Annotated in this window: 23 protein-coding genes; 17 read left to right on the plus strand and 6 right to left on the minus strand. The window is 60.7% G+C overall.

Annotation, left to right across the window (positions count from 1 at the left end):
* Positions 1–12: 12 nt before the first annotated feature.
* Positions 13–564, minus strand: coding sequence for an NUDIX hydrolase (locus tag TU75_RS18920; RefSeq protein ID WP_003238940.1), 552 nt, complete (start codon positions 562–564; stop codon positions 13–15).
* A 147-nt stretch (positions 565–711) separates the two neighbouring features.
* Here TU75_RS18920 and TU75_RS18925 point away from each other — a divergent pair, with 147 nt between their 5' ends.
* The 5 genes from TU75_RS18925 to purT all read left to right on the plus strand — a co-directional run bounded on the left by TU75_RS18925 (position 712) and on the right by purT (position 3,947).
* Positions 712–1,314 (plus strand): CoA pyrophosphatase, encoded by a 603-nt coding sequence (locus TU75_RS18925; RefSeq protein ID WP_003238938.1) that lies wholly within the window; start codon positions 712–714, stop codon positions 1,312–1,314.
* Positions 1,315–1,349: 35 nt separating this feature from the next.
* On the plus strand, positions 1,350–1,874 hold the full coding sequence (locus TU75_RS18930; RefSeq protein WP_003238937.1) for a gamma carbonic anhydrase family protein: 525 nt from the start codon (positions 1,350–1,352) through the stop codon (positions 1,872–1,874).
* Positions 1,871–2,086 carry a DUF1289 domain-containing protein gene (locus TU75_RS18935; protein ID WP_003238935.1) on the plus strand — a complete coding sequence of 72 codons (216 nt, stop codon included), beginning with the start codon at positions 1,871–1,873 and terminating at the stop codon, positions 2,084–2,086. The genes TU75_RS18930 and TU75_RS18935 overlap by 4 nt, the downstream gene beginning before the upstream one ends.
* A gap of 142 nt (positions 2,087–2,228) precedes the next feature.
* Complete coding sequence (locus tag TU75_RS18940; protein WP_015372881.1) at positions 2,229–2,696, plus strand: VUT family protein; 468 nt, start codon at positions 2,229–2,231, stop codon at positions 2,694–2,696.
* Positions 2,697–2,765: 69 nt separating this feature from the next.
* Entirely contained in the window at positions 2,766–3,947 is a 1,182-nt protein-coding gene (gene purT, locus TU75_RS18945; protein WP_003238931.1) for a formate-dependent phosphoribosylglycinamide formyltransferase, read from the plus strand.
* Positions 3,948–4,025: 78 nt separating this feature from the next.
* Here purT and TU75_RS18950 read toward each other — a convergent pair whose 3' ends face one another.
* From TU75_RS18950 to TU75_RS18960, 3 genes are all read right to left on the minus strand, one after another.
* Positions 4,026–5,336, minus strand: a complete 1,311-nt coding sequence (locus TU75_RS18950) for an MFS transporter (RefSeq protein WP_060549750.1) — start codon at positions 5,334–5,336, stop codon at positions 4,026–4,028.
* Between the two features lie 108 nt (positions 5,337–5,444).
* Positions 5,445–6,683 (minus strand): transporter associated domain-containing protein, encoded by a 1,239-nt coding sequence (locus TU75_RS18955; RefSeq protein WP_060549751.1) that lies wholly within the window; start codon positions 6,681–6,683, stop codon positions 5,445–5,447.
* A gap of 12 nt (positions 6,684–6,695) precedes the next feature.
* Positions 6,696–7,508, minus strand: coding sequence for a cytochrome C assembly family protein (locus tag TU75_RS18960; protein ID WP_003238926.1), 813 nt, complete (start codon positions 7,506–7,508; stop codon positions 6,696–6,698).
* A gap of 234 nt (positions 7,509–7,742) precedes the next feature.
* Between TU75_RS18960 and ffh the strand changes: the two genes are divergently transcribed.
* The 9 genes from ffh to thrC all read left to right on the plus strand — a co-directional run bounded on the left by ffh (position 7,743) and on the right by thrC (position 16,232).
* The gene (ffh, locus tag TU75_RS18965) at positions 7,743–9,119 is read left to right on the plus strand and encodes a signal recognition particle protein (RefSeq protein WP_003238925.1); all 1,377 of its coding nucleotides are present in this window, start codon (positions 7,743–7,745) and stop codon (positions 9,117–9,119) included.
* A gap of 251 nt (positions 9,120–9,370) precedes the next feature.
* Positions 9,371–9,622 (plus strand): 30S ribosomal protein S16, encoded by a 252-nt coding sequence (rpsP, locus tag TU75_RS18970; RefSeq protein WP_003238923.1) that lies wholly within the window; start codon positions 9,371–9,373, stop codon positions 9,620–9,622.
* A gap of 5 nt (positions 9,623–9,627) precedes the next feature.
* Positions 9,628–10,164: a ribosome maturation factor RimM gene (gene rimM, locus TU75_RS18975; protein ID WP_060549752.1), complete on the plus strand. Its 537-nt coding sequence runs from the start codon at positions 9,628–9,630 to the stop codon at positions 10,162–10,164.
* The gene (gene trmD / locus TU75_RS18980) at positions 10,146–10,919 is read left to right on the plus strand and encodes a tRNA (guanosine(37)-N1)-methyltransferase TrmD (RefSeq protein WP_173664756.1); all 774 of its coding nucleotides are present in this window, start codon (positions 10,146–10,148) and stop codon (positions 10,917–10,919) included. Before rimM ends, trmD begins: the two co-directional genes overlap by 19 nt.
* 45 nt (positions 10,920–10,964) lie before the next feature.
* Positions 10,965–11,315, plus strand: coding sequence for a 50S ribosomal protein L19 (gene rplS / locus TU75_RS18985; protein WP_003175895.1), 351 nt, complete (start codon positions 10,965–10,967; stop codon positions 11,313–11,315).
* 200 nt (positions 11,316–11,515) lie between these two features.
* On the plus strand, positions 11,516–12,412 hold the full coding sequence (gene xerD, locus TU75_RS18990) for a site-specific tyrosine recombinase XerD (protein WP_003238917.1): 897 nt from the start codon (positions 11,516–11,518) through the stop codon (positions 12,410–12,412).
* Positions 12,413–12,553: 141 nt separating this feature from the next.
* On the plus strand, positions 12,554–13,285 hold the full coding sequence (locus TU75_RS18995; RefSeq protein WP_003238915.1) for a thioredoxin fold domain-containing protein: 732 nt from the start codon (positions 12,554–12,556) through the stop codon (positions 13,283–13,285).
* Between the two features lie 129 nt (positions 13,286–13,414).
* Positions 13,415–14,719: a homoserine dehydrogenase gene (locus tag TU75_RS19000; protein ID WP_003238913.1), complete on the plus strand. Its 1,305-nt coding sequence runs from the start codon at positions 13,415–13,417 to the stop codon at positions 14,717–14,719.
* A 103-nt stretch (positions 14,720–14,822) separates the two neighbouring features.
* Positions 14,823–16,232 carry a threonine synthase gene (gene thrC / locus TU75_RS19005; protein ID WP_060549753.1) on the plus strand — a complete coding sequence of 470 codons (1,410 nt, stop codon included), beginning with the start codon at positions 14,823–14,825 and terminating at the stop codon, positions 16,230–16,232.
* 84 nt (positions 16,233–16,316) lie between these two features.
* On the opposite strand, the gene TU75_RS19010 is transcribed toward thrC, so the two are convergent.
* Positions 16,317–16,538 carry a hypothetical protein gene (locus tag TU75_RS19010; RefSeq protein WP_015372877.1) on the minus strand — a complete coding sequence of 74 codons (222 nt, stop codon included), beginning with the start codon at positions 16,536–16,538 and terminating at the stop codon, positions 16,317–16,319.
* A gap of 299 nt (positions 16,539–16,837) precedes the next feature.
* Between TU75_RS19010 and TU75_RS19015 the strand changes: the two genes are divergently transcribed.
* Entirely contained in the window at positions 16,838–17,122 is a 285-nt protein-coding gene (locus TU75_RS19015; protein ID WP_003238906.1) for a DUF3509 domain-containing protein, read from the plus strand.
* A 179-nt stretch (positions 17,123–17,301) separates the two neighbouring features.
* On the opposite strand, the gene TU75_RS19020 is transcribed toward TU75_RS19015, so the two are convergent.
* Entirely contained in the window at positions 17,302–18,501 is a 1,200-nt protein-coding gene (locus TU75_RS19020; protein ID WP_060549754.1) for a CaiB/BaiF CoA transferase family protein, read from the minus strand.
* A 152-nt stretch (positions 18,502–18,653) separates the two neighbouring features.
* Between TU75_RS19020 and TU75_RS19025 the strand changes: the two genes are divergently transcribed.
* Positions 18,654–19,196, plus strand: coding sequence for a YaeQ family protein (locus TU75_RS19025; RefSeq protein ID WP_003238901.1), 543 nt, complete (start codon positions 18,654–18,656; stop codon positions 19,194–19,196).
* Positions 19,197–19,253: 57 nt separating this feature from the next.
* Complete coding sequence (gene recJ, locus TU75_RS19030) at positions 19,254–20,963, plus strand: single-stranded-DNA-specific exonuclease RecJ (RefSeq protein WP_060549755.1); 1,710 nt, start codon at positions 19,254–19,256, stop codon at positions 20,961–20,963.
* The last annotated feature ends 36 nt before the right edge of the window (positions 20,964–20,999 follow it).

Genomic DNA, 20,999 nt, shown 5'->3' on the forward strand with positions numbered 1-20,999 from the left:
CTGGGAGCCGGATCAGGACCGGGCGATTTTCGACATGGGTGGCACCGCTTCGCTACGCACCGGGAAGGTCTGTTGCCGACGGTCGGCAAAAAAGCATTCCAGGGTACGCCCAACCGTGCGGAAAGCCAGGTCGGACCAGGGGATATCGGCCTCGTCGAACAGCTTCACCTCAAGGCTTTCGATGCCGGCGGCGAAGTCCAGGTCGACCAGCTCTGCGCGGTAAAAAATATGCACCTGATTGATATGGGGCACGTCGATTAACGTGTAGACCTGCAAATTGCGTATGCGCGCGCAGGCTTCTTCAAAGGTTTCGCGCACGGCGGCCTGTTCGACGGTTTCGCCGTTTTCCATGAAGCCCGCAGGCAGGGTCCAGTAGCCCAGGCGCGGCTCGATGGCACGGCGGCACAGCAGCACTTTGTCGCCCCAGACCGGCAAGGTGCCGGCGACGATATTGGGGTTCTGATAGTGGATGGTGTGGCAGTGATCGCACACATAACGCAGATGCGCGTCGCCATCGGGGATGCGTTGGGTGACCGGTTTGCCGCACTGGCTGCAGAAGTTCATGCTCGGGTTCCTGGAGAGTGCGTGCATCTTGGCTTGGTGCCAGGCGTTCCTGCAAGTTGTCGTTTCACGACAGGCTTGCGGTTTTGGGGTTGGGCGCCCGCTGGCTTTGGTGCATGATGCGAGGTAGCCAACAGACCGAGATGACTCATGCTGGACGAGCTACTTCGCCGGGTAAGCAATCACACGCCGCACACGCTGGAGACCGACGGGCGGTTCCCCGAGGCCGCTGTGCTGGTGCCCATCACCCGCAGCGACGAACCCGAGCTGATCCTGACCCTGCGCGCCAGTGGGCTGTCGACCCATGGCGGCGAAGTCGCGTTTCCCGGCGGGCGCCGTGACCCCGAAGACCCGGATCTGATTTTCACCGCGCTGCGTGAAGCCGAAGAGGAAATCGGCCTGCCGCCGGGCCTGGTGGAGGTGATTGGCCCCTTGAGCCCGCTGATCTCCCTGCATGGCATTCGCGTTACGCCTTACGTGGGGGTGGTTCCCGATTACGTCGAGTACCTGGCCAACGACGCCGAAATTGCCGCTGTTTTCAGTGTGCCACTGGATTTTTTCCGTCAGGACCCGCGCGAACACACTCATCGCATCGATTATCAGGGCCGCAGTTGGTATGTGCCGAGCTATCGGTTTGGCGAGTACAAGATCTGGGGACTGACCGCCATCATGATCGTCGAGCTGATCAACCTGCTGTATGACGACGCCAGGATCAGCCTGCACGAACCGCCCAAGAGCTTCATCAATATCTAAGCCATCACCCAAATGGCAAGCCGCGAGGACACACCATGAAATACCGCCTGGGCGACGCCCGCGTCGAGACGCACCCCGACAGCTGGGTGGCACCCAATGCCACGCTGGTGGGCAAGGTCAAGCTGGAGGAGGGCGCCAACGTATGGTTCAACGCGGTGTTGCGGGGCGACAACGAACTGATCCTGATCGGCAGGAACAGCAACGTGCAGGACGGCAGTGTGATGCACACCGACATGGGCTACCCGCTCACCCTGGGCACCGGCGTGACCATCGGCCATAACGCCATGCTGCACGGCTGCACGGTGGGTGACTACAGCCTGATCGGCATCAATGCGGTGGTCCTCAATGGCGCCAGAATCGGCAAGCACTGCATCATAGGCGCCAATTCGCTGATCGGTGAAGGCAAGGACATCCCCGACGGCTCACTGGTGATGGGCTCGCCGGGCAAGGTGGTGCGTGAGCTGACCGAGGCGCAAAAGCGCATGCTCGAAGCCAGCGCTGCACACTATGTGCACAACGCCCAGCGTTACGCGCGTGACCTGGTTGAGCAGCAGGAATGAACCCGGCCGAACGTCCTGTCGCCTCGCCGTGTGTGAGTATCTGTGCGTTGGATGATGACGATATCTGCACCGGCTGCCAGCGCACGGTGGATGAAATTACGCGCTGGAGCCGCATGGACAATGCCGAGCGTCGGGTGGTGCTGGGGTTGTGTCATGAGCGGGCGGTGGCCGGTGGTTTGGTGTTTATGATGCCGGGGAAGTCCGGCGCCTGACAGGCCGCTATCGCAGGCAAGCCAGCTCCCACCCTGGAATGTATTCACAGATCAAGCGATGTGAACCCCCTCCAGGGTGGGAGCTGGCTTGCCTGCGATGAGGCCTTCTCTGACAACATAATTACCCACAGGCCCTACCCCCATGCTCTTCCTGATCGCCTACATCAGCAGCGTCGTGCTGATCAATTTCGCCTTCTCCACCGCCCCGCACCTGGACGTCATCTGGTCCGCTTGGGGCGGGCTGGTGTTCATCCTGCGCGACATGGTGCAAACCCGCTTTGGCCACGGCGCGATCATTGCCATGCTGGCCGCGCTGGTGCTGTCCTACATCACCTCCGACCCGTCCATCGCCCTGGCCAGCGCCACGGCGTTCGCGGTGTCCGAATGCATCGACTGGTTGGTGTTCAGCATCACCAAGCGCCCGTTGCACGACCGCCTGTGGATCAGCTCGGCGCTGAGCATTCCTCTGGATACCTTCATCTTCTTCGGCCTGATCGGCGCGCTGACCCCGGCCGTGGCAGGCACGGCGTTGGTGTCGAAGTTCGCCGGGGTGACCGTGGTGTGGCTGGTGATGGCCTGGCGCATGCGTAAACGGGCTGTCGTCAACTGAGGCCAATTTTTACAGTTCATGTAAAATTCCGGCCTTTCTCCCCATGATCCGCTCCCCTGAGGACCTGAGATGACCCGAATCGGAACTCCATTGTCGCCAACCGCGACCCGCGTAATGCTGTGTGGCTGCGGTGAGCTGGGCAAGGAAGTGGTGATCGAGCTGCAGCGCCTGGGCGTTGAAGTGATTGCCGTGGATCGCTACGCCAACGCGCCGGCCATGCAGGTGGCGCATCGCAGCCATGTGATCAACATGCTCGATGGCGCCGCTCTGCGTGCGGTGATCGAGGCGGAAAAACCGCACTTCATCGTGCCGGAAATCGAAGCCATCGCCACCGCCACCCTGGTTGAGCTGGAAGCCGAAGGCTTTACCGTGATCCCGACCGCGCGTGCCACCTCGCTGACCATGAACCGTGAAGGCATCCGTCGCCTGGCCGCCGAAGAGCTGGACCTGCCGACCTCGCCGTATCACTTCGCCGACACCTTCGAGGACTACAGCCAGGCCGTGCAGGCGCTGGGTTTTCCGTGCGTGGTCAAGCCGGTGATGAGTTCGTCGGGCAAGGGCCAGAGCCTGTTGCGCAGCGCCGATGACGTGCAGAAAGCCTGGGATTACGCCCAGGAGGGCGGACGTGCCGGCAAAGGTCGCGTGATCATCGAGGGCTTCATCGACTTCGACTACGAAATCACCCTGCTGACCGTGCGCCATATCGGCGGTACCACGTTCTGTGCGCCGGTGGGGCATCGTCAGGAGAAGGGCGACTATCAGGAATCCTGGCAGCCCCAGGCCATGAGCCCGGTGGCCCTGGCCGAATCCGAGCGCGTCGCCAAAGCCGTGACCGAAGCCTTGGGCGGTCGTGGCCTGTTTGGTGTGGAGTTGTTCATCAAAGGGGACCAGGTGTGGTTCAGCGAAGTGTCGCCGCGCCCCCACGACACAGGCCTGGTGACCCTGATTTCCCAGGATCTCTCGCAGTTTGCCCTGCACGCGCGCGCCATTCTGGGCCTGCCGATTCCGTTGATTCGTCAGTTTGGTCCTTCGGCATCGGCGGTGATTCTGGTAGAGGGGCAGTCGACGCAGACCGCGTTTGCCAACCTCGGCGCGGCGTTGAGCGAGCCCGATACGGCGTTGCGGTTGTTTGGCAAGCCGCAAGTGAATGGCCAGCGCCGCATGGGTGTGGCGTTGGCGCGGGATGAGTCGATTGAGGCTGCTCGAGCCAAGGCGACCCGTGCTTCGAAGGCTGTTGTTGTAGAGCTCTGAAAGCATCGGGAGCAAGCCCCTCCCACATTTGAATGTATTCACAAATGTGGGAGGGGGCTTGCTCCCGATAGCGGTCTATCAGGCCACCTTGTTCAGATCATTATCCCGCGTCTCTCTCAGGCACAGCACCGCAATCAAGCTGATCAACGCCGCCGCCGACACATACCCACCCACATAACTCAGCCCACCCATCGCCACCAGCTTGGTCGCGAAGAAGGGGGCCGCTGAAGCCCCCACGATGCCACCCAGGTTATAGGCCGCTGATGCGCCGGTATAACGCACTCGTGTCGGGAACAGCTCCGGCAGCAACGCGCCCATTGGCGCGAACGTCACGCCCATCAGAAACAGCTCCAGCGCCAGAAACAAGGCGACCGCCCAGGTCGAGCCCTGGGTCAGCAGCGGTTCCATGGTAAAGCCCGACAGCATCGTCAGCACCGCGCCGACGATCAGCACCGGCTTGCGCCCGTAACGATCACTGGCCAGCGCCGCCAGTGGTGTCGCCAGGCCCATGAACAGCACCGCAAAGCACAGCAGGCCGAGGAAGGTTTCGCGGCTGTAGCCCAGCGTCGACACCCCATAGCTCAGGGAAAACGCCGTGGTGATATAGAACAGCGCGTAGCACACCACCATCGACGCGGCGCCCAGCAGCACCGGCAGCCAATGCTGGCTGAACAGCTCCACCAGCGGCACTTTCACCGGCGCCTGTTTGGCCACGGCACTGGCGAACACTGGCGTTTCATGCAGCTTCAGGCGTGCGTACAGGCCGACCATCACCAGCGCCGCGCTGAGGATGAATGGAATACGCCAGCCCCAACTGCGGAACTGCTCGTCGTTCAGGCTCATCGCCAGAATCAGGAACAGGCCATTGGCCGCCAGGAATCCGATGGACGGGCCCAGTTGCGGGAACATGCCAAACCAGGCGCGCTTGCCCTTGGGGGCGTTCTCGGTGGCCAGCAACGCCGCGCCGCCCCATTCCCCGCCAAGGCCCAGGCCCTGGCCGAAGCGCAACACACACAGCAGAATCGGCGCCCAAGCGCCGATGCTGTCGTAGCCGGGCAGCAAGCCGATCAGCGTGGTGCACACGCCCATCAGCAGCAGCGAAGCGACCAGTGTCGACTTGCGGCCGATGCGGTCGCCGAAGTGGCCAAACAGCGCCGAGCCCAGCGGACGGGCGATAAAGGCGATGCCGAAGGTCAGGAACGACGCGAGCATCTGCGCGGTACCGGAGGTCTGCGGGAAGAACACCGGGCCAATCACCAGCGCGGCTGCGGTGGCGTAGATATAGAAGTCGTAGAACTCGATGGCGGTGCCGACAATGCTTGCGGTGGCAACCCGTGCGGTCGAATTGCTCGGGGCGGCAGGCGTTGCCTCGTTATACGTGGTGGTCATGAGGTATCCCTGGCGGTCATTGTTATTGGTCGAACACCCATGGGCTGGGTGGGCGGGGCTCGCGGGGATTATAGGAACAACAGGGGCGCAGCAGCCACCGCAAATCCGTCAGACGGCGACAGGCACGCGGTGGGTATGCCAGATCAGCACCTTGCTGACCCGGTTGTCCTCGGTTTCGAGGATTTCCAGGCGATACCGGCCGATCTTCAGGCACACCGCGCAATCCGGAATGGTCTCCAGTGCTTCGGTCACCAGGCCGTTGAGGGTCTTGGGGCCGTCACTGGGCAGGTGCCAGGTCAGGCTCTTGTTCAGGTCGCGGATTGAGGCGGCGCCGTCAATGATGTAGCGGCCGTCAGTCTGGGCCTCGATATGCGGGTTGTCCGCAATCTGCTCGCTTTCGAACTCGCCGACGATTTCTTCGAGGATATCTTCCAGGGTGACGATACCCATCACTTCGCCGTACTCATCCACCACCATGCCCAGGCGCCGCTGCTGCTTGTGGAAGTTCAGCAGTTGCAGTTGCAATGGCGTGCTTTCCGGGACGAAGTAAGGTTCGTGGCAGGCCGCCAGCAGCGCGTCTTTGCTCAGGCTGGCATCGGGCAGCAGGTGCTGGATCTGGCGGGTATTGAGCACGGCTTCGACCTGGTTGATGTCGCTGTGAAACACCGGCAGGCGAGTACGCGGGTTGGTACGCAGTTGTTCGATGATCTCGTCGATCGAATCATCCAGGTTGATGCCATCCACTTCACTGCGCGGCACCAGGATGTCATTGACCGTGATGTTGTCCAGGGCATGGATGCCGGGCATGCCAGGCGTGCGGTCTTCATCGGTATCGGCTTGCGGCTCGTCGTCATGATCAGGCAGCGGGTCATCGCTGTGTTTCACCACGCCGGGTTTGCGTGCGAACGGACGCAGCAGCGACAGGCCCAGGCCATTGAGCAGCCAGGCCAGTGGATAGAGGAGTTTCAACGGCACGCCCAGCAGTGCATTGCCAAACCCCAGCACCGCTTGAGGGTGGCGGATGGCCAGGGCGCGGGGCAGGTAGTCGGCCAGCACCAGCAGCAGGGCGCTGGAGATCGCCCAGCCGAGCCACGGCCCATTGTGCTCCCAGGCATAAATTGCCAGCAGGCTGCAGAGCATCACCACCATGCCCCGGCACAGGGTGTTGCACAGGATAAGGCTGTTGCGCGGGAAGTTCAGGCGTGCGGCCGCCTTGTCACCCTGGCGTGTGCCGGGGCGTAGCGCCAGCAGGTGCTGCTGGGCGGTTTCGATGGCGGTAAACAGCGCGGCCCATAACACCAGCAGGGCGATTACCGCGAGCATCGGCCCCAGGGGCAAGTTGTCCATGTTTGCTGCCCGTCAGATATGCAGGATGTATTCGCGAACCAGCTTGCTGCCGAAATAGGCCAGCATCAGCAGGCAGAAACCGGCCAGGGTCCAGCGGATTGCCTTGTGCCCGCGCCAGCCGAGGCGGTTGCGGCCCCATAGCAGCACGCTGAACACCACCCAGGCCAGGCAGGCCAGCAGGGTCTTGTGCACCAGGTGCTGGGCAAACAGGTTCTCGACGAACAGCCAGCCGGAAATCAGCGACAGCGACAGCAGCGTCCAGCCGGCCCACAGGAACCCGAACAACAGGCTTTCCATGGTTTGCAGCGGCGGGAAGTTTTTGATCAGGCCCGAAGGGTGCTTGTGCTTGAGCTGGTGGTCCTGCAACAGCAGGAGCAGGGCCTGGAACACCGCGATGGTGAACATGCCGTAGGCCAGGATCGACAGCAGGATATGCGACAGGATTCCCGGCTCCTCATCGATCACCTGCACCGTACCGGTAGGGGCGAACTGTGCGAGCAGCACCGTGAGCATGCCCAGCGGAAACAGCAGCACCAGCAGGTTTTCCACCGGGATGCGCGTGCAGGCGATAAGCGTCAGGCCGATCACGGCAGCCGCGATCAGGCTGGCGGCGCTGAAGAAGTCCAGGCCCAGGCCGATCGGTGTCATCAGGTGGGTAAGGAGGCTGGCGACGTGCGCCACCAGGGCGAGGCCGCCAAGGCCTGCGAGCAGGCGTTTGTCGGCCTTGACGCATTTGGCCAGGCGGGTGCCCTGGTAGAGGGTCGCAGCGGCATACAGGATGGCGGCGGCGAGGCTGGGTAGCAAGCTGGGTGACAAGGGAAGCATAAATCCTGAAAGGAAAGCCCGAAAGGCGCTGAGTTTGGCATACACCGCCGTTGCACGAAAGACTCCCGGGCCAGACAGCGGGTGTGCATGGGCGCAGTCTTCGCTATAATCCGCGACCTGCCCACGCCGCAGGCTCGCCGAGCGCTGTTTTTAATAGCGATTTACCACAGCCTGGGCCGTCATTACCTCGGTCTACCAAAGCATTTCGATGAATGGGGCCTGAAAGGATCGCGCATGTTTGAAAACCTGACTGACCGTCTCTCGCAGACGCTGCGCCACGTTACCGGCAAGGCCAAGCTGACCGAGGACAATATTAAAGACACCCTGCGCGAAGTGCGCATGGCGTTGCTGGAAGCCGACGTCGCCCTGCCGGTGGTCAAGGACTTCGTCAACTCGGTCAAGGAACGTGCGGTCGGCACTGAAGTGTCGCGCAGCCTGACGCCGGGCCAGGCGTTCGTGAAGATCGTCCAGGCCGAACTCGAAAGCCTGATGGGCGCAGCCAACGAAGACCTGAACCTCAGCGCCGTGCCGCCGGCCGTCGTGCTGATGGCTGGTCTGCAGGGTGCAGGTAAAACCACCACCGCTGGCAAGCTGGCGCGCTTCCTTAAAGAGCGCAAGAAGAAGTCGGTGATGGTGGTGTCGGCTGACGTTTATCGTCCGGCCGCGATCAAGCAGCTGGAAATGCTCGCGGGCGAAGTGGGCGTGACCTTCTTCCCGTCGGACCTGAGCCAGAAGCCGGTCGACATCGCCAGCGCGGCTATTAAAGAAGCGAAGCTCAAATTCATCGACGTGGTCATCGTCGACACCGCCGGTCGTCTGCACATCGACGAAGAGATGATGGGCGAGATCAAGGCGCTGCATGCCGCGATCAACCCGGTCGAGACGCTGTTCGTGGTCGACGCCATGACCGGCCAGGATGCGGCCAACACCGCCAAGGCCTTTGGTGATGCGCTGCCGCTGACCGGCGTGATCCTCACCAAGGTCGACGGCGATGCCCGTGGTGGTGCCGCGCTGTCGGTACGGGCCATTACCGGCAAACCGATCAAGTTCATCGGTATGGGCGAGAAGAGCGAAGCGCTCGAACCGTTCCACCCTGAGCGTATTGCTTCGCGCATCCTCGGCATGGGTGACGTGCTCAGCCTGATCGAGCAGGCCGAAGCCACCCTCGACAAGGACAAGGCCGACAAGCTGGCCAAGAAGTTGAAGAAGGGCAAGGGCTTCGATCTCGAAGACTTCCGTGATCAGCTTCAGCAGATGAAGAACATGGGCGGCCTCGGCGGCCTGATGGACAAACTGCCGAACATCGGCGGTGTGAACCTGGCGCAGATGGGCAACGCCCAGGGCGCGGCAGAGAAGCAGTTCAAGCAGATGGAAGCCATCATCAATTCCATGACCCCGGCCGAGCGCCGCGACCCTGAGCTGATCAGCGGTTCGCGCAAGCGCCGGATCGCCATGGGGTCCGGCACCCAGGTGCAGGACATCGGTCGCTTGATCAAGCAGCACAAGCAGATGCAGAAGATGATGAAGAAATTCTCCGCCAAGGGCGGGATGGCCAAGATGATGCGCGGCATGGGCGGTATGTTGCCCGGCGGCGGCATGCCTAAAATGTAAAGTATTCGAGCGCAGGCACTGCTTGCGCTGCGACCCACACGGATGTGGGATCTCCAGCAAACCCGCCGTTGGCGGGGGCTGACTCGCCGTTTTAACCGACGGCTCTATAGCAGATCTGAATGGCACGCGGGTAGGCGCCGGAAAAAGACATTTGCAAAAGTCCGGATATTCCTTAGAATATGCGGCCTTTCGGGCACCTATGCCCGCTGTGCATTTAGATTTGCAGCACCGACTACAGGAACGATGTTCACATGCTAACAATCCGTCTTGCCCTTGGCGGCTCCAAAAAGCGCCCGTTTTACCACTTGACCGTAACCGACAGCCGCAACCCGCGCGACGGTTCGCACAAGGAACAGGTTGGTTTCTTCAACCCGATCGCTCGTGGTCAAGAAGTTCGTCTGTCCGTGAACCAAGAGCGCGTAGCCTACTGGCTGAGCGTGGGTGCACAGCCATCCGAGCGCGTTGCAAAGCTGTTGAAGGACTCGGCTAAGGCCGCAGCCTGAGCAATATGAACGCGACGCCAGCTGTTGCTGATGATTTGATCGTTATCGGCAAGATTTACTCTGTTCATGGCGTTCGCGGCGAAGTGAAGGTGTATTCCTTTACTGATCCGACTGAAAACCTGTTGCAGTACAAAACCTGGACGCTCAAGCGCGAAGGTAGTGTGAAACAGGTCGAGCTGGTCAGTGGACGCGGGAGCGACAAGTTCCTGGTCGCAAAGCTCAAGGGTCTTGATGACCGTGAAGAAGCTCGTCTTCTGGCCGGTTATGAGATCTGCGTGCCGCGCAACCTGTTCCCTGAATTGACCGACGGCGAGTACTACTGGTACCAGCTGGAAGGTCTGAAGGTCATTGATCAACTGGGGCAATTGCTCGGGAAAATCGATCACCTTCTGGAAACCGGCGCCAATGATGTAATGGTGGTCAAGCCTTGCGCTGGCAGCCTGGATGATCGCGAACGGCTGTTGCCCTATACCGGGCATTGCGTGTTGGCCGTCGACCTGGTCGCAGGCGAGATGAAGGTGGAATGGGACGCGGACTTCTAAGCGTGGCTAATTTGCGCATTGAAGTGATCAGTTTGTTTCCCGAGATGTTTTCCGCCATCAGCGAGTACGGCATCACCAGTCGGGCGGTGAAACAGGGGCTGTTGCAGCTCACCTGTTGGAATCCGCGAGACTACACGACGGATCGGCATCACACTGTGGACGATCGCCCATTTGGCGGTGGCCCGGGCATGGTGATGAAGATCAAGCCCCTGGAAGACGCATTGGTTCAGGCCAAGGCAGCTTCCGGGGAGAAGGCGAAGGTAATTTACCTGTCCCCTCAAGGCCGTCAGCTGAAACAGGCTGGGGTCCGCGAACTGGCGAATGAGGAAGCATTAATCCTGATTGCCGGTCGCTATGAAGGCATTGACGAGCGTTTTATTGACGCTCATGTCGATGAAGAGTGGTCGATTGGTGACTATGTCCTGTCTGGCGGTGAGCTGCCGGCGATGGTCCTGATAGATGCGGTTACACGGCTGCTGCCTGGAGCTTTAGGGCATGCGGACTCTGCGGAGGAAGATTCCTTCACGGATGGTTTGCTGGATTGCCCGCACTACACCCGCCCGGAGGTGTATGCGGATCAGCGTGTTCCCGACGTGTTGCTAAGTGGCAATCACGCACACATCCGGCGTTGGCGTTTACAGCAGTCCCTTGGTCGGACCTATGAACGACGCGCCGATCTTCTGGATAGCCGCTCGCTTTCTGGAGAAGAGAAGAAGCTGCTCGAGGAATACATCCTCGCGCGGGACGATAGTTAACAACGTATCGATGGTAGGTCCAATGACTTACCTTAGGAGCACAGCATGACTAACAAAATCATCCTTGCACTCGAAGCAGAGCAGATGACCAAAGAGATCCCTACCTTTGCCCCGGGCGACACCATTGTCGTTCAGGTGAAAGTGAAGGAAGGCGACCGTTCGCGTCTGCAAGCGTTCGAAGGCGTGGTAATCGCCAAGCGTAACCGTGGTGTGAACAGTGCTTTCACTGTTCGTAAAATCTCCAACGGTGTTGGCGTAGAGCGTACTTTCCAGACCTACAGCCCGCAAATCGACAGCATGGCCGTCAAGCGTCGCGGTGACGTACGTAAAGCCAAGCTGTACTACCTGCGTGACCTGTCCGGTAAAGCAGCTCGCATCAAGGAAAAACTGGCTTAAGTCCAGCTTTCCGATGCAGAAAAAAGCAGCCTTCGGGCTGCTTTTTTGTGCCCGGGATTTTTTGACTGGCCCGCAACCGCGTCGCAGCCATCGCAGGCAAACCAGCTCCCGCACTTGAATATGTTTACCTATCAACATAGGTGAGCTGGCTTGCCTGCGATAGGATCTACCCGATACCACCGCCATCAGCCTGAGTCCCCATGCCCGCCATCGACCATCCTCTGATCGACCGCTTCCTCGACGCCCTCTGGCTGGAAAAAGGCCTGTCGGACAACACTCGCCAGGCCTATCGCAGCGATCTGGCCTTGTTCAATGGCTGGCTGCAGGAAAAGCACCTGGAGCTGATCAATGCCGGTCGCGAGCTGATCCTCGATCACCTGGCCTGGCGCCTGGAGCAAAACTACAAGCCGCGTTCCACTGCACGATTTCTCTCGGGGGTGCGCGGCTTTTACCGTTATTTGCTGCGGGAAAAGCTCATCACTCTCGACCCGACCCTGCAGATCGACATGCCGCAACTGGGCAGGCCATTGCCCAAGTCGCTGTCAGAGGCCGACGTCGATGCCTTGCTCGCCGCCCCTGACCTGAGCGAAGCCATCGGTCAGCGTGACCGTGCCATGCTGGAGGTGCTCTACGCGTGCGGCCTGCGAGTGACCGAGCTGATCAGCCTGACCCTTGAGCAGGTCAACCTGCGCCAGGGCGTGCTGCGGGTGATGGGCAAGGGCAGCAAGGAGCGTCTGGTGCCCATGGGCGAGGAGGCGATTGTGTGGGTGGAGCGCTACATGCGCGACGCGCGCCATGAGCTGCTCGGCGGACGTCCCAGCGATGTGCTGTTCCCCAGCCAGCGCGGTGAGCAGATGACGCGTCAGACCTTCTGGCACCGTATCAAGCACCAGGCCAAGGTCGCCGGGATCGGCAAGACCCTGTCGCCGCATACCTTGCGCCATGCCTTCGCCACCCATTTGCTCAATCACGGTGCCGATTTGCGGGTGGTGCAAATGCTGCTCGGCCACAGCGACTTGTCCACCACCCAGATTTATACCCACGTTGCGCGGGCACGCTTGCAGGATATGCATGCCAGGCACCACCCACGCGGCTGAAAACGCCCAATTTATGCCGCTGCGAGCTGCCCTGCGGCCCAACTGTGGTAGGCTTTGCCGGTTAGCAAAGGCGACGGTCCGGCCCCGAGTTTCCAATCGGCTTGACTGCACCGTTCCTGCATCTGCCCCTCAGGAGTTTCCATGCGCTTGATCCAGATTATTGCCGCCGCAGCCATTGCGTTGGTTTCCAGCGTTGCCTTCGCCGATGACGCCGCCGAGCAGACCATTCGCAAGAGCCTGGCCAACCTGCAGCTCGATACGCCCATCGAAAGCATCAGCGCCAGCCCCATGGCCGGCTTGTATGAAGTCAAGCTCAAGGGCAGTCGCGTGCTGTACGCCAGTGCCGATGGCCAGTACATCGTCCAGGGCTACCTGTTCCAGCTCAAGGATGGCAAGCCGGTCAACCTGACCGAGAAAGCCGAACGCCTGGGCGTCTCCAAGTTGATCAACGGCATTCCGGTGGCCGAGACCGTGGTGTACCCGGCAATCGGCGAGACCAAGACCCACATCACCGTGTTTACCGACACCACCTGCCCGTACTGCCACAAACTGCACGCCGAAGTGCCGGCGCTGAACAAGCTGGGTGTCGAGGTGCGTTATGTGGCGTTCCCGCGTCAGGGCCTGGGCTCGCCGGGTGACGAGCAGTTGCAGGCGGTCTGGTGCTCGGCTGACAAGAAAGCCGCCATGGACAAGATGGTCGATGGCAAGGAAATCAAGGCGGCAAAATGTGCCAATCCGGTTTCCAAACAGTTTGCCCTCGGTCAGTCCATCGGCGTGAACGGTACACCGGCCATCGTTTTGGCTGACGGTCAGGTGATTCCGGGCTACCAGCCGGCACCGCAAGTTGCCAAACTGGCGTTGAATGCCAAATAAACCAGTATCGTCGTATATTCGACGATCAGGGCTCGCCGCCAAACCTGCGGGCCACTAATTGAAAGCCGCGGTTGTGCGGCTGTTTTCCACGGCCGACCTAGCGTCGGCCGTTTCATGGGGAGTTCTTCAGTGAAACCGGTCAAAGTAGGCATCTGTGGGTTAGGGACCGTCGGTGGCGGCACCTTCAACGTACTTCAGCGCAATGCTGAGGAAATATCCCGCCGTGCAGGTCGCGGGATTGAAGTGGCGCAGATTGCCACGCGTTCGCCAAAGCCTCAGTTCCAAACGACCGGTATTGCGATTACCAACGACGTCTTCGCTGTTGCCACCAACCCTGAAATCGATATCGTCATCGAGTTGGTGGGCGGGTACACCGTGGCGCGCGAACTGGTGCTCAAGGCCATCGAAAATGGCAAGCACGTGGTCACTGCCAACAAGGCGCTGATTGCCGTACACGGCAACGAAATATTCGCCAGGGCGCGCGAGAAGGGCGTGATCGTTGCGTTCGAAGCCGCCGTGGCCGGTGGCATACCGGTGATCAAGGCCATTCGCGAAGGCCTGTCCGCCAACCGCATCAACTGGGTAGCGGGCATCATCAACGGCACCGGTAACTTCATCCTCACCGAGATGCGCGAGAAGGGCCGTACCTTTGAGGATGTGCTCGCCGAAGCCCAGGCCCTGGGTTACGCCGAAGCTGACCCGACCTTTGACGTGGAAGGCATCGACGCGGCCCACAAGCTGACTATCCTGGCCTCCATTGCGTTCGGTATCCCGCTGCAGTTCGATAAGGCCTACACCGAAGGCATCACCCGGCTGACCACCGCCGACGTGAACTACGCCGAAGCCTTGGGCTACCGCATCAAGCACCTTGGCGTGGCGCGCAGCACCCCGGCAGGCATCGAGTTGCGTGTGCACCCGACGCTGATCCCGGCTGATCGCCTGATCGCCAACGTCAACGGGGTGATGAATGCCGTGATGGTCAACGGCGACGCCGCCGGCTCCACCTTGTTCTACGGTGCCGGTGCCGGCATGGAGCCGACCGCCTCGTCGGTGATCGCCGACCTGGTGGACGTGGTCCGCGCCATGACCAGTGACCCGGAAAACCGCGTGCCGCACCTGGCCTTCCAGCCAGACTCGCTGTCGGCCCACCCGATCCTGCCGATTGAAGCGTGCGAAAGTGCTTACTACCTGCGCATCCAGGCCCAGGATCATCCGGGCGTGTTGGCCCAGGTGGCCAGCATCCTGTCGGAGCGCGGGATCAACATCGAGTCGATCATGCAGAAGGAAGTCGAGGAGCAGAACGGCCAGGTGCCGATGATCCTGCTGACCCACCGTGTGCTCGAACGGCATATCAACGAAGCCATCGCCGCCATGGAAGCGTTGCAGGGCGTGGTTGGTCCGGTGGTACGGATTCGTGTCGAACATCTCAATTAATCAAGCGGCAAGCGTTAACCTGCACGCTGCAAGTAAAAGCAGATCTGCTCCAACTTGCAGCGTGTAGCCTAAAGCTTGAAGCCCAAACCGAAGGTTTGCCCCCATGCGCTACATCAGTACCCGCGGCCAGGCACCGGCCCTGAATTTCGAAGACGTTTTACTGACAGGTCTCGCCACTGACGGCGGCCTGTATGTGCCGGAAAACCTGCCACGTTTCACCCAGGAAGAAATCGCTTCATGGGTTGGTCTGCCGTATCACGAGCTGGCGTTCCGGGTGATGCGCCCGTTCGTCACGGGTAGCATCCCGGACGCGGACTTCAAGAAGATCCTGGAAGAAACCTACGGCGTGTTTTCCCACAGTGCCATCGCACCGTTGCGCCAATTGGACGGCAACGAGTGGGTGCTTGAGCTGTTCCACGGTCCGACCCTGGCGTTCAAGGACTTCGCCCTGCAACTGTTGGGTCGTCTGCTCGATTACGTGCTGGCAAAGCGCGGCGAGCGCGTGGTCATCATGGGCGCCACCTCCGGTGATACCGGCTCGGCGGCCATCGAAGGCTGCAAGCACTGCGAGAACGTCGACATTTTCATCCTGCACCCGCACCAGCGCGTGTCGGAGGTGCAACGTCGTCAGATGACCACGATTTTCGGCGAGAACATCCACAATATCGCCATCGAAGGCAACTTCGATGACTGCCAGGAGATGGTCAAGAACAGCTTTGCCGACCAGAGCTTCCTCAAAGGCACGCGCCTGGTGGCGGTGAACTCGATCAACTGGGCGCGGATCATGGCCCAGATCGTCTACTACTTCCATGCCTCGCTGCAGTTGGGCGGGCCGGCGCGTTCGGTATCGTTCTCGGTACCGACCGGCAACTTCGGCGACATCTTCGCCGGCTACCTGGCGCGCAACATGGGCCTGCCGATCAACCAGTTGATCGTCGCCACCAACCGCAACGACATCCTGCATCGCTTCATGAGCGGCAACGGGTATGTGAAGGAAACCCTGCACTCCACGCTGTCGCCGTCGATGGACATCATGGTCTCGTCGAACTTCGAGCGCCTGCTGTTCGATATGCACGGTCGCAATGGTGCCGCCATCGCCGATCTGATGAACACGTTCAGGAGCGGTGGTGGTTTCAGCGTCGAGCAGGAGCGCTGGACTGAAACCCGCAAGCTGTTCGATTCCCTGGCGGTGGACGACGCGCAAACCTGCGAAACCATCGCTGAAGTCTATGCCCGGACCGGTGAGCTGCTCGACCCGCACACTGCCATCGGCGTTAAGGCAGCACGCGAATGCCGTCGCAGCCTGGATATTCCGATGGTGATCCTCGGCACCGCGCACCCGGTCAAATTCCCGGAAGCGGTGGAGAAGGCCGGCGTTGGCAAGGCGCTGGAGTTGCCCAAGCACATGGCCGACCTGTTTGAGCGTGAAGAGCGCTGCACAGTGCTGGCCAATGACCTGAAGGCGGTGCAGGCGTTTGTCAGCCAGCATGGCAATCGAAGCAAGCCTTTGTAAGGCATCCCGCGAAAATCGAAACGCCGCTTTCCCATCCCTGGGGCAGCGGCGTTTTTGTGTGTGGCAGGCCCGGCAGCGTCCTGATTACATAAGCAGTTTGATTGCCACTCCGGTGATTGAAGCGATGGTTGCCACTACGGCCATCGCCACCCCCATGGGGTACCAGAACGTTTCACAGGTAATCTTCAGTGACTCGGACTTGAGCTTGTCTCGCTCTGCCTGCATGCGTGATATCTCGGCGTAGATACGCCTTACATCGGCATGCATCCTCTCCATTGTTGCCTGCTCTTCTTTGTTTTCCACCATCGTAATCATCCTTCGCAATAGGGGCCTTTTGCCATGCGCCCAGTCGTGCAGCGCTCACCGAGTATAGGATTCACCTCCAGACTCAACCCCCGGCAAACCCCAAAACAGCAGCCCATTGCGTAATCAGTTATGTGCCGCCGTTTTTTGCCTGTCATGTTGCAAGCGCATGCTGGTCTCGTCATCCCCCTGCAACCTTTGAAAGACGAAAAAGCGAACTTTCCTACGTCAGAACCAGTCACTTAGGATAGATGCAGCACCCGTTAAGACGATTGTTCCCGAACTATTGAGTGGTGATCGAGATGGAAAGTATCAGCCTATTGCTCGCAGAAGCACTGAGCCCTTATCAGGTTACGCTGACCACCTCTGGTGTGCAGGGCGAGAGCCTGGTGACCGTGAAGAATCCTGCCGGCGCTATCGTGGTCGAGCGTGAAGTCGACCCGTTTCAATTGATGGATAAGCGTTTGCTCGTGGACGTGGTGGATTGCCTGCTGCGCGACATCAAAATTGCCGAAGGGCGCGTGGAACCTTCGGTTATCGCGGCCTTGCGCAGTGCGGCACAGACACGCGGTGCGGCGCTGGCATGAAGAATTGTTTATTGATGGAAACTTCCCACAGCATGCTCGGTCAGATTTTTTAACAGCAAGAGCAAACATTGTGCTCCGGTGTTTGTGGCTTGTTGTACTGGTCATTGTAAGGCCACGTTTAACCCTGAAGTGTCTCCCCACACTTCAGGGTTTCTTTTTGCCCGCGATTTGTCACTGCGTCAGATCGCCCCCTGTTCACGCAGACTGGCAATCGCCGCCGCGTCATAGCCCAGCTCGGTCAGCAATACAGCGTTGTGCTCGCCCAATTGCGGCCCGACCCATTCGCAGCTGCCCGGCGTGTCCGAAAGCTTGGGCACGATGCCTGGCATCTTGAAGTCCTTGCCGCCCGGCAATTGCGCCTTGAGGAACATTTCCCGTGCGAGAAACTGCGGATCGCCGAGCATGTCTTCGGCGCTGTAGATTCGGCTGGCAGGCACGTCGGCCTTGTTCAACTGCTCCACCACCTGCTCCAGCGGCAGCGAATTGACCCAGCGATCGATGACGCCGTACAGTTCGTCGCGACGGCTGTCACGCCCGTCATTGCTGGCCAGTTGCGGATCGTTCGCCAAGTCTTCACGGCCGATAGCCGACATGAAACGCTTGAAAATCGCGTCGCCGTTGGCGCCGATCTGCACATGCTTGCCGTCGGCGCTGGTGTGGATCGAGGACGGTGTAATGCCGGGCATGATATTGCCGGTGCGCTCGCGGATAAACCCGAACACATCGAACTCCGGGATCATGCTTTCCATCATGGCGAAGATGGCTTCATACAGCGCCACATCCACCACTTGGCCCAACCCTCCATTGACCTCACGATGTCGCAACGCCATCAATGCGCCGATCACCGCCCACAGCGCGGCAATCGAATCGCCGATGGAGATGCCCGTGCGCACTGGCGGTCGGTCCTCGAAGCCGGTGATGTAGCGCAGCCCACCCATGGACTCGCCCACGGCGCCGAACCCCGGCTGGTCTTTCATCGGCCCGGTCTGGCCAAATCCCGAGAGGCGCACCATCACCAGTTTCGGGTTCAACGCATGCAGGGTCTCCCATCCCAGCCCGAGCTTTTCCAGCACGCCGGGGCGGAAGTTTTCGATCAGGATGTCGGCGTCTGCCAGCAACTGCTTGAGAATCGCCAGGCCATCAGGGTGTTTGAGGTTCAGCGTCAGCGACTTCTTGTTGCGCGCCTGCACGAACCACCACAGCGAAGTGCCTTCGTACAGCTTGCGCCATTTACGCAGTGGGTCGCCGCCGTCCGGCGACTCGACCTTGATCACCTCGGCGCCGAACTCGGCGCAGATACGCGAAGCAAACGGGCCGGCGATGAGGGTGCCGAGTTCGATGACTTTGAGGCCGGCAAGCGGCTTGGCATTAAACGACATGGTGATCCTTGTCTGCGCTGGGCGGGGAGGGGATGTGATGCTTTTAACATAGGCGCGCCATTCAGGGATAAGGATGATGCAGCGCAGGATTCGTTGAATGCGCTCTCCATCGGTTAGACTGGCCGCCTTTCCCTGTCTCTAGAAGCCCGTTCATGGCCCAGCCGTCCACGACCTACAAATTCGAACTCAACCTCACCGACCTTGACCGTTCGGTGTATGAGAGCGTCAAACAAACCATCGCCCGCCACCCTTCGGAAACCGAAGAGCGCATGACCGTGCGCCTGCTGGCCTACGCCCTTTGGTACAACGAGCAACTGGCGTTCGGGCGCGGTCTGTCGGATGTTGATGAGCCTGCCCTGTGGGAAAAAAGCCTGGATGATCGGGTGTTGCACTGGATTGAAGTCGGCCAGCCGGATGCCGACCGCCTGACCTGGTGCTCACGCCGTACCGAACGCACCAGCCTGCTGGCCTACGGCAGCCTGCGTGTGTGGGAAGGCAAGGTGGTCCCGGTGGCCAATAACCTGAAGAACGTGCACATCGCCGCCGTGCCCCAGGAAATCCTCGAGGTGTTGGCCAAGGACATGCCACGGGTGATCAAGTGGGATGTGATGATCAGTGAAGGCACGATCTTCGTCACCGACGACCGTGGTCAGCATGAAGTGCAATTGCAATGGCTGGTTGGCGAGCGCGGTTGAAGCGTTGCAGCTGCAAGCTTGAAGCTAAAATCCCCCATAGAGATCCCATCCCGTCCCATGCGTATCGATCCCCGTCCGTTGCCCGCCGTCCTGCCGTTTCTCGGTGATTTGCCACCGCTGTTGACCCGTCTTTACGCTGCGCGTGGGGTGCGGTCCGAGGTCGAGCTGGATAAAAGCCTCAAGCAGTTGATTCCCTATCAGCGGCTCAAGGGTATCGACGCGGCGGTGGACCTGCTGGTGGTCGCCCTGGAACAGCGCCAGCGCATCCTGATCGTCGGTGACTTCGATGCCGATGGCGCCACTGCCAGCACCGTGGGCACCCTGGGCCTGCGCTTGCTCGGCGCGGCCCATGTGGATTACCTGGTGCCCAACCGCTTCGAATATGGCTATGGCCTGACCCCGGAAATCGTCGCCGTGGCGTTGCAGCGTGAGCCGCAGTTGCTGATCACCGTGGACAACGGCATTTCCAGCGTCGAAGGCGTGGCGGCGGCAAAGGCGGCGGGGCTCAAGGTGCTGGTCACCGATCACCACTTGCCGGGTGACGAATTGCCGGCTGCCGACGCGATCGTCAACCCGAACCAGCCGGGCTGTGAATTCCCCAGCAAGGCTCTGGCTGGCGTTGGCGTGATCTTCTATGTGCTGATGGCCCTGCGTGCGCGCTTGCGCGACCTGGGTTGGTACGCTGACAAGCCGCAACCGAACATCGGTGATCTGCTCGACCTGGTGGCCCTGGGCAGCGTCGCCGACGTGGTGCCGCTGGATGCCAATAACCGCATCCTGGTGCATCAGGGCCTGGAGCGCATTCGCGCCGGTCGCGCCCGGCCAGGGATCAAGGCGATCCTTGAAGTGGCCAAGCGCGACGCGGCACGCATCACCTCCACCGACCTCGGGTTTATCCTCGGGCCACGGCTCAACGCCGCCGGTCGTCTGGACGATATGAGTCTGGGCATTGAATGCCTTCTCACCACCGATATGGCTGCCGCCCGGGAAATGGCCGCACAGCTGGACGGCATGAACCAGGACCGCAAGTCCATTGAGCAAGGCATGCAGCGCGAGGCCCTGGCCCAGCTCAAAGACCTGCCGGTGGAGTCGATGCCCTATGGCTTGTGTCTGTTCGATCCGGAGTGGCACCAGGGCGTGATCGGTATCCTGGCCTCGCGCATGAAGGAGCGCTATTTTCGCCCCACCATTGCGTTCGCCGATGCGGGCGATGGTTTGCTCAAGGGCTCAGGGCGTTCGGTGCAAGGCTTTCATATTCGTGATGCGCTGGCCGTGGTGGCCAGCCAGCACCCCAACCTGATCGCCAAATACGGCGGCCACGCCATGGCGGCAGGGCTGACACTGCCCGAGGCGAACTTTCCGTTGTTTGCCCAGGCCTTTGATGCCGAAGTGCGTCGTCAACTGCGTGAAGAAGACCTCACCGGCCGCCTGCTGACCGACGGCACCCTGGCCGTGGAAGAATTTCACCTGGAACTGGCCCGCGCGCTGCGCCATGCCGGGCCGTGGGGGCAGCACTTTCCCGAGCCGTTGTTCCATGGTGTGTTCCAGCTGGTGGAGCAGCGCGTGGTGGGCGAGCGGCACCTGAAGGTGGTGCTCAAGAGCGAATGCGGTTCGGTGAAGCTCGACGGCATTGCGTTTGGAGTGGACCGTGAAGTCTGGCCGAACCCGACCGTACGTTGGGTGGAATTGGCCTACAAGCTCGATGTAAACGAGTTTCGCGGCAACGAGACTGTGCAATTGATGATCGCCCATATCGAGCCACGCTAGGTATTACCGACAACACAAAACACATGTGGGAGGGGG

Source organism: Pseudomonas poae (assembly GCF_001439785.1).
GTDB lineage: Bacteria > Pseudomonadota > Gammaproteobacteria > Pseudomonadales > Pseudomonadaceae > Aquipseudomonas > Aquipseudomonas poae.

Excerpts from the sequence above, each read along its gene's own strand:
- TU75_RS18920 (WP_003238940.1), bottom strand. The coding sequence starts at position 564 with ATGAACTTCTGCAGCCAGTGCGGCAAACCGGTCACCCAACGCATCCCC.
- TU75_RS18925 (WP_003238938.1), top strand. The coding sequence starts at position 712 with ATGCTGGACGAGCTACTTCGCCGGGTAAGCAATCACACGCCGCACACG.
- TU75_RS18930 (WP_003238937.1), top strand. The coding sequence starts at position 1,350 with ATGAAATACCGCCTGGGCGACGCCCGCGTCGAGACGCACCCCGACAGC.
- TU75_RS18935 (WP_003238935.1), top strand. The coding sequence starts at position 1,871 with ATGAACCCGGCCGAACGTCCTGTCGCCTCGCCGTGTGTGAGTATCTGT.
- TU75_RS18940 (WP_015372881.1), top strand. The coding sequence starts at position 2,229 with ATGCTCTTCCTGATCGCCTACATCAGCAGCGTCGTGCTGATCAATTTC.
- purT (WP_003238931.1), top strand. The coding sequence starts at position 2,766 with ATGACCCGAATCGGAACTCCATTGTCGCCAACCGCGACCCGCGTAATG.
- TU75_RS18950 (WP_060549750.1), bottom strand. The coding sequence starts at position 5,336 with ATGACCACCACGTATAACGAGGCAACGCCTGCCGCCCCGAGCAATTCG.
- TU75_RS18955 (WP_060549751.1), bottom strand. The coding sequence starts at position 6,683 with ATGGACAACTTGCCCCTGGGGCCGATGCTCGCGGTAATCGCCCTGCTG.
- TU75_RS18960 (WP_003238926.1), bottom strand. The coding sequence starts at position 7,508 with ATGCTTCCCTTGTCACCCAGCTTGCTACCCAGCCTCGCCGCCGCCATC.
- ffh (WP_003238925.1), top strand. The coding sequence starts at position 7,743 with ATGTTTGAAAACCTGACTGACCGTCTCTCGCAGACGCTGCGCCACGTT.
- rpsP (WP_003238923.1), top strand. The coding sequence starts at position 9,371 with ATGCTAACAATCCGTCTTGCCCTTGGCGGCTCCAAAAAGCGCCCGTTT.
- rimM (WP_060549752.1), top strand. The coding sequence starts at position 9,628 with ATGAACGCGACGCCAGCTGTTGCTGATGATTTGATCGTTATCGGCAAG.
- trmD (WP_173664756.1), top strand. The coding sequence starts at position 10,146 with ATGGGACGCGGACTTCTAAGCGTGGCTAATTTGCGCATTGAAGTGATC.
- rplS (WP_003175895.1), top strand. The coding sequence starts at position 10,965 with ATGACTAACAAAATCATCCTTGCACTCGAAGCAGAGCAGATGACCAAA.
- xerD (WP_003238917.1), top strand. The coding sequence starts at position 11,516 with ATGCCCGCCATCGACCATCCTCTGATCGACCGCTTCCTCGACGCCCTC.
- TU75_RS18995 (WP_003238915.1), top strand. The coding sequence starts at position 12,554 with ATGCGCTTGATCCAGATTATTGCCGCCGCAGCCATTGCGTTGGTTTCC.
- thrC (WP_060549753.1), top strand. The coding sequence starts at position 14,823 with ATGCGCTACATCAGTACCCGCGGCCAGGCACCGGCCCTGAATTTCGAA.
- TU75_RS19010 (WP_015372877.1), bottom strand. The coding sequence starts at position 16,538 with ATGGTGGAAAACAAAGAAGAGCAGGCAACAATGGAGAGGATGCATGCC.
- TU75_RS19015 (WP_003238906.1), top strand. The coding sequence starts at position 16,838 with ATGGAAAGTATCAGCCTATTGCTCGCAGAAGCACTGAGCCCTTATCAG.
- TU75_RS19020 (WP_060549754.1), bottom strand. The coding sequence starts at position 18,501 with ATGTCGTTTAATGCCAAGCCGCTTGCCGGCCTCAAAGTCATCGAACTC.
- TU75_RS19025 (WP_003238901.1), top strand. The coding sequence starts at position 18,654 with ATGGCCCAGCCGTCCACGACCTACAAATTCGAACTCAACCTCACCGAC.
- recJ (WP_060549755.1), top strand. The coding sequence starts at position 19,254 with ATGCGTATCGATCCCCGTCCGTTGCCCGCCGTCCTGCCGTTTCTCGGT.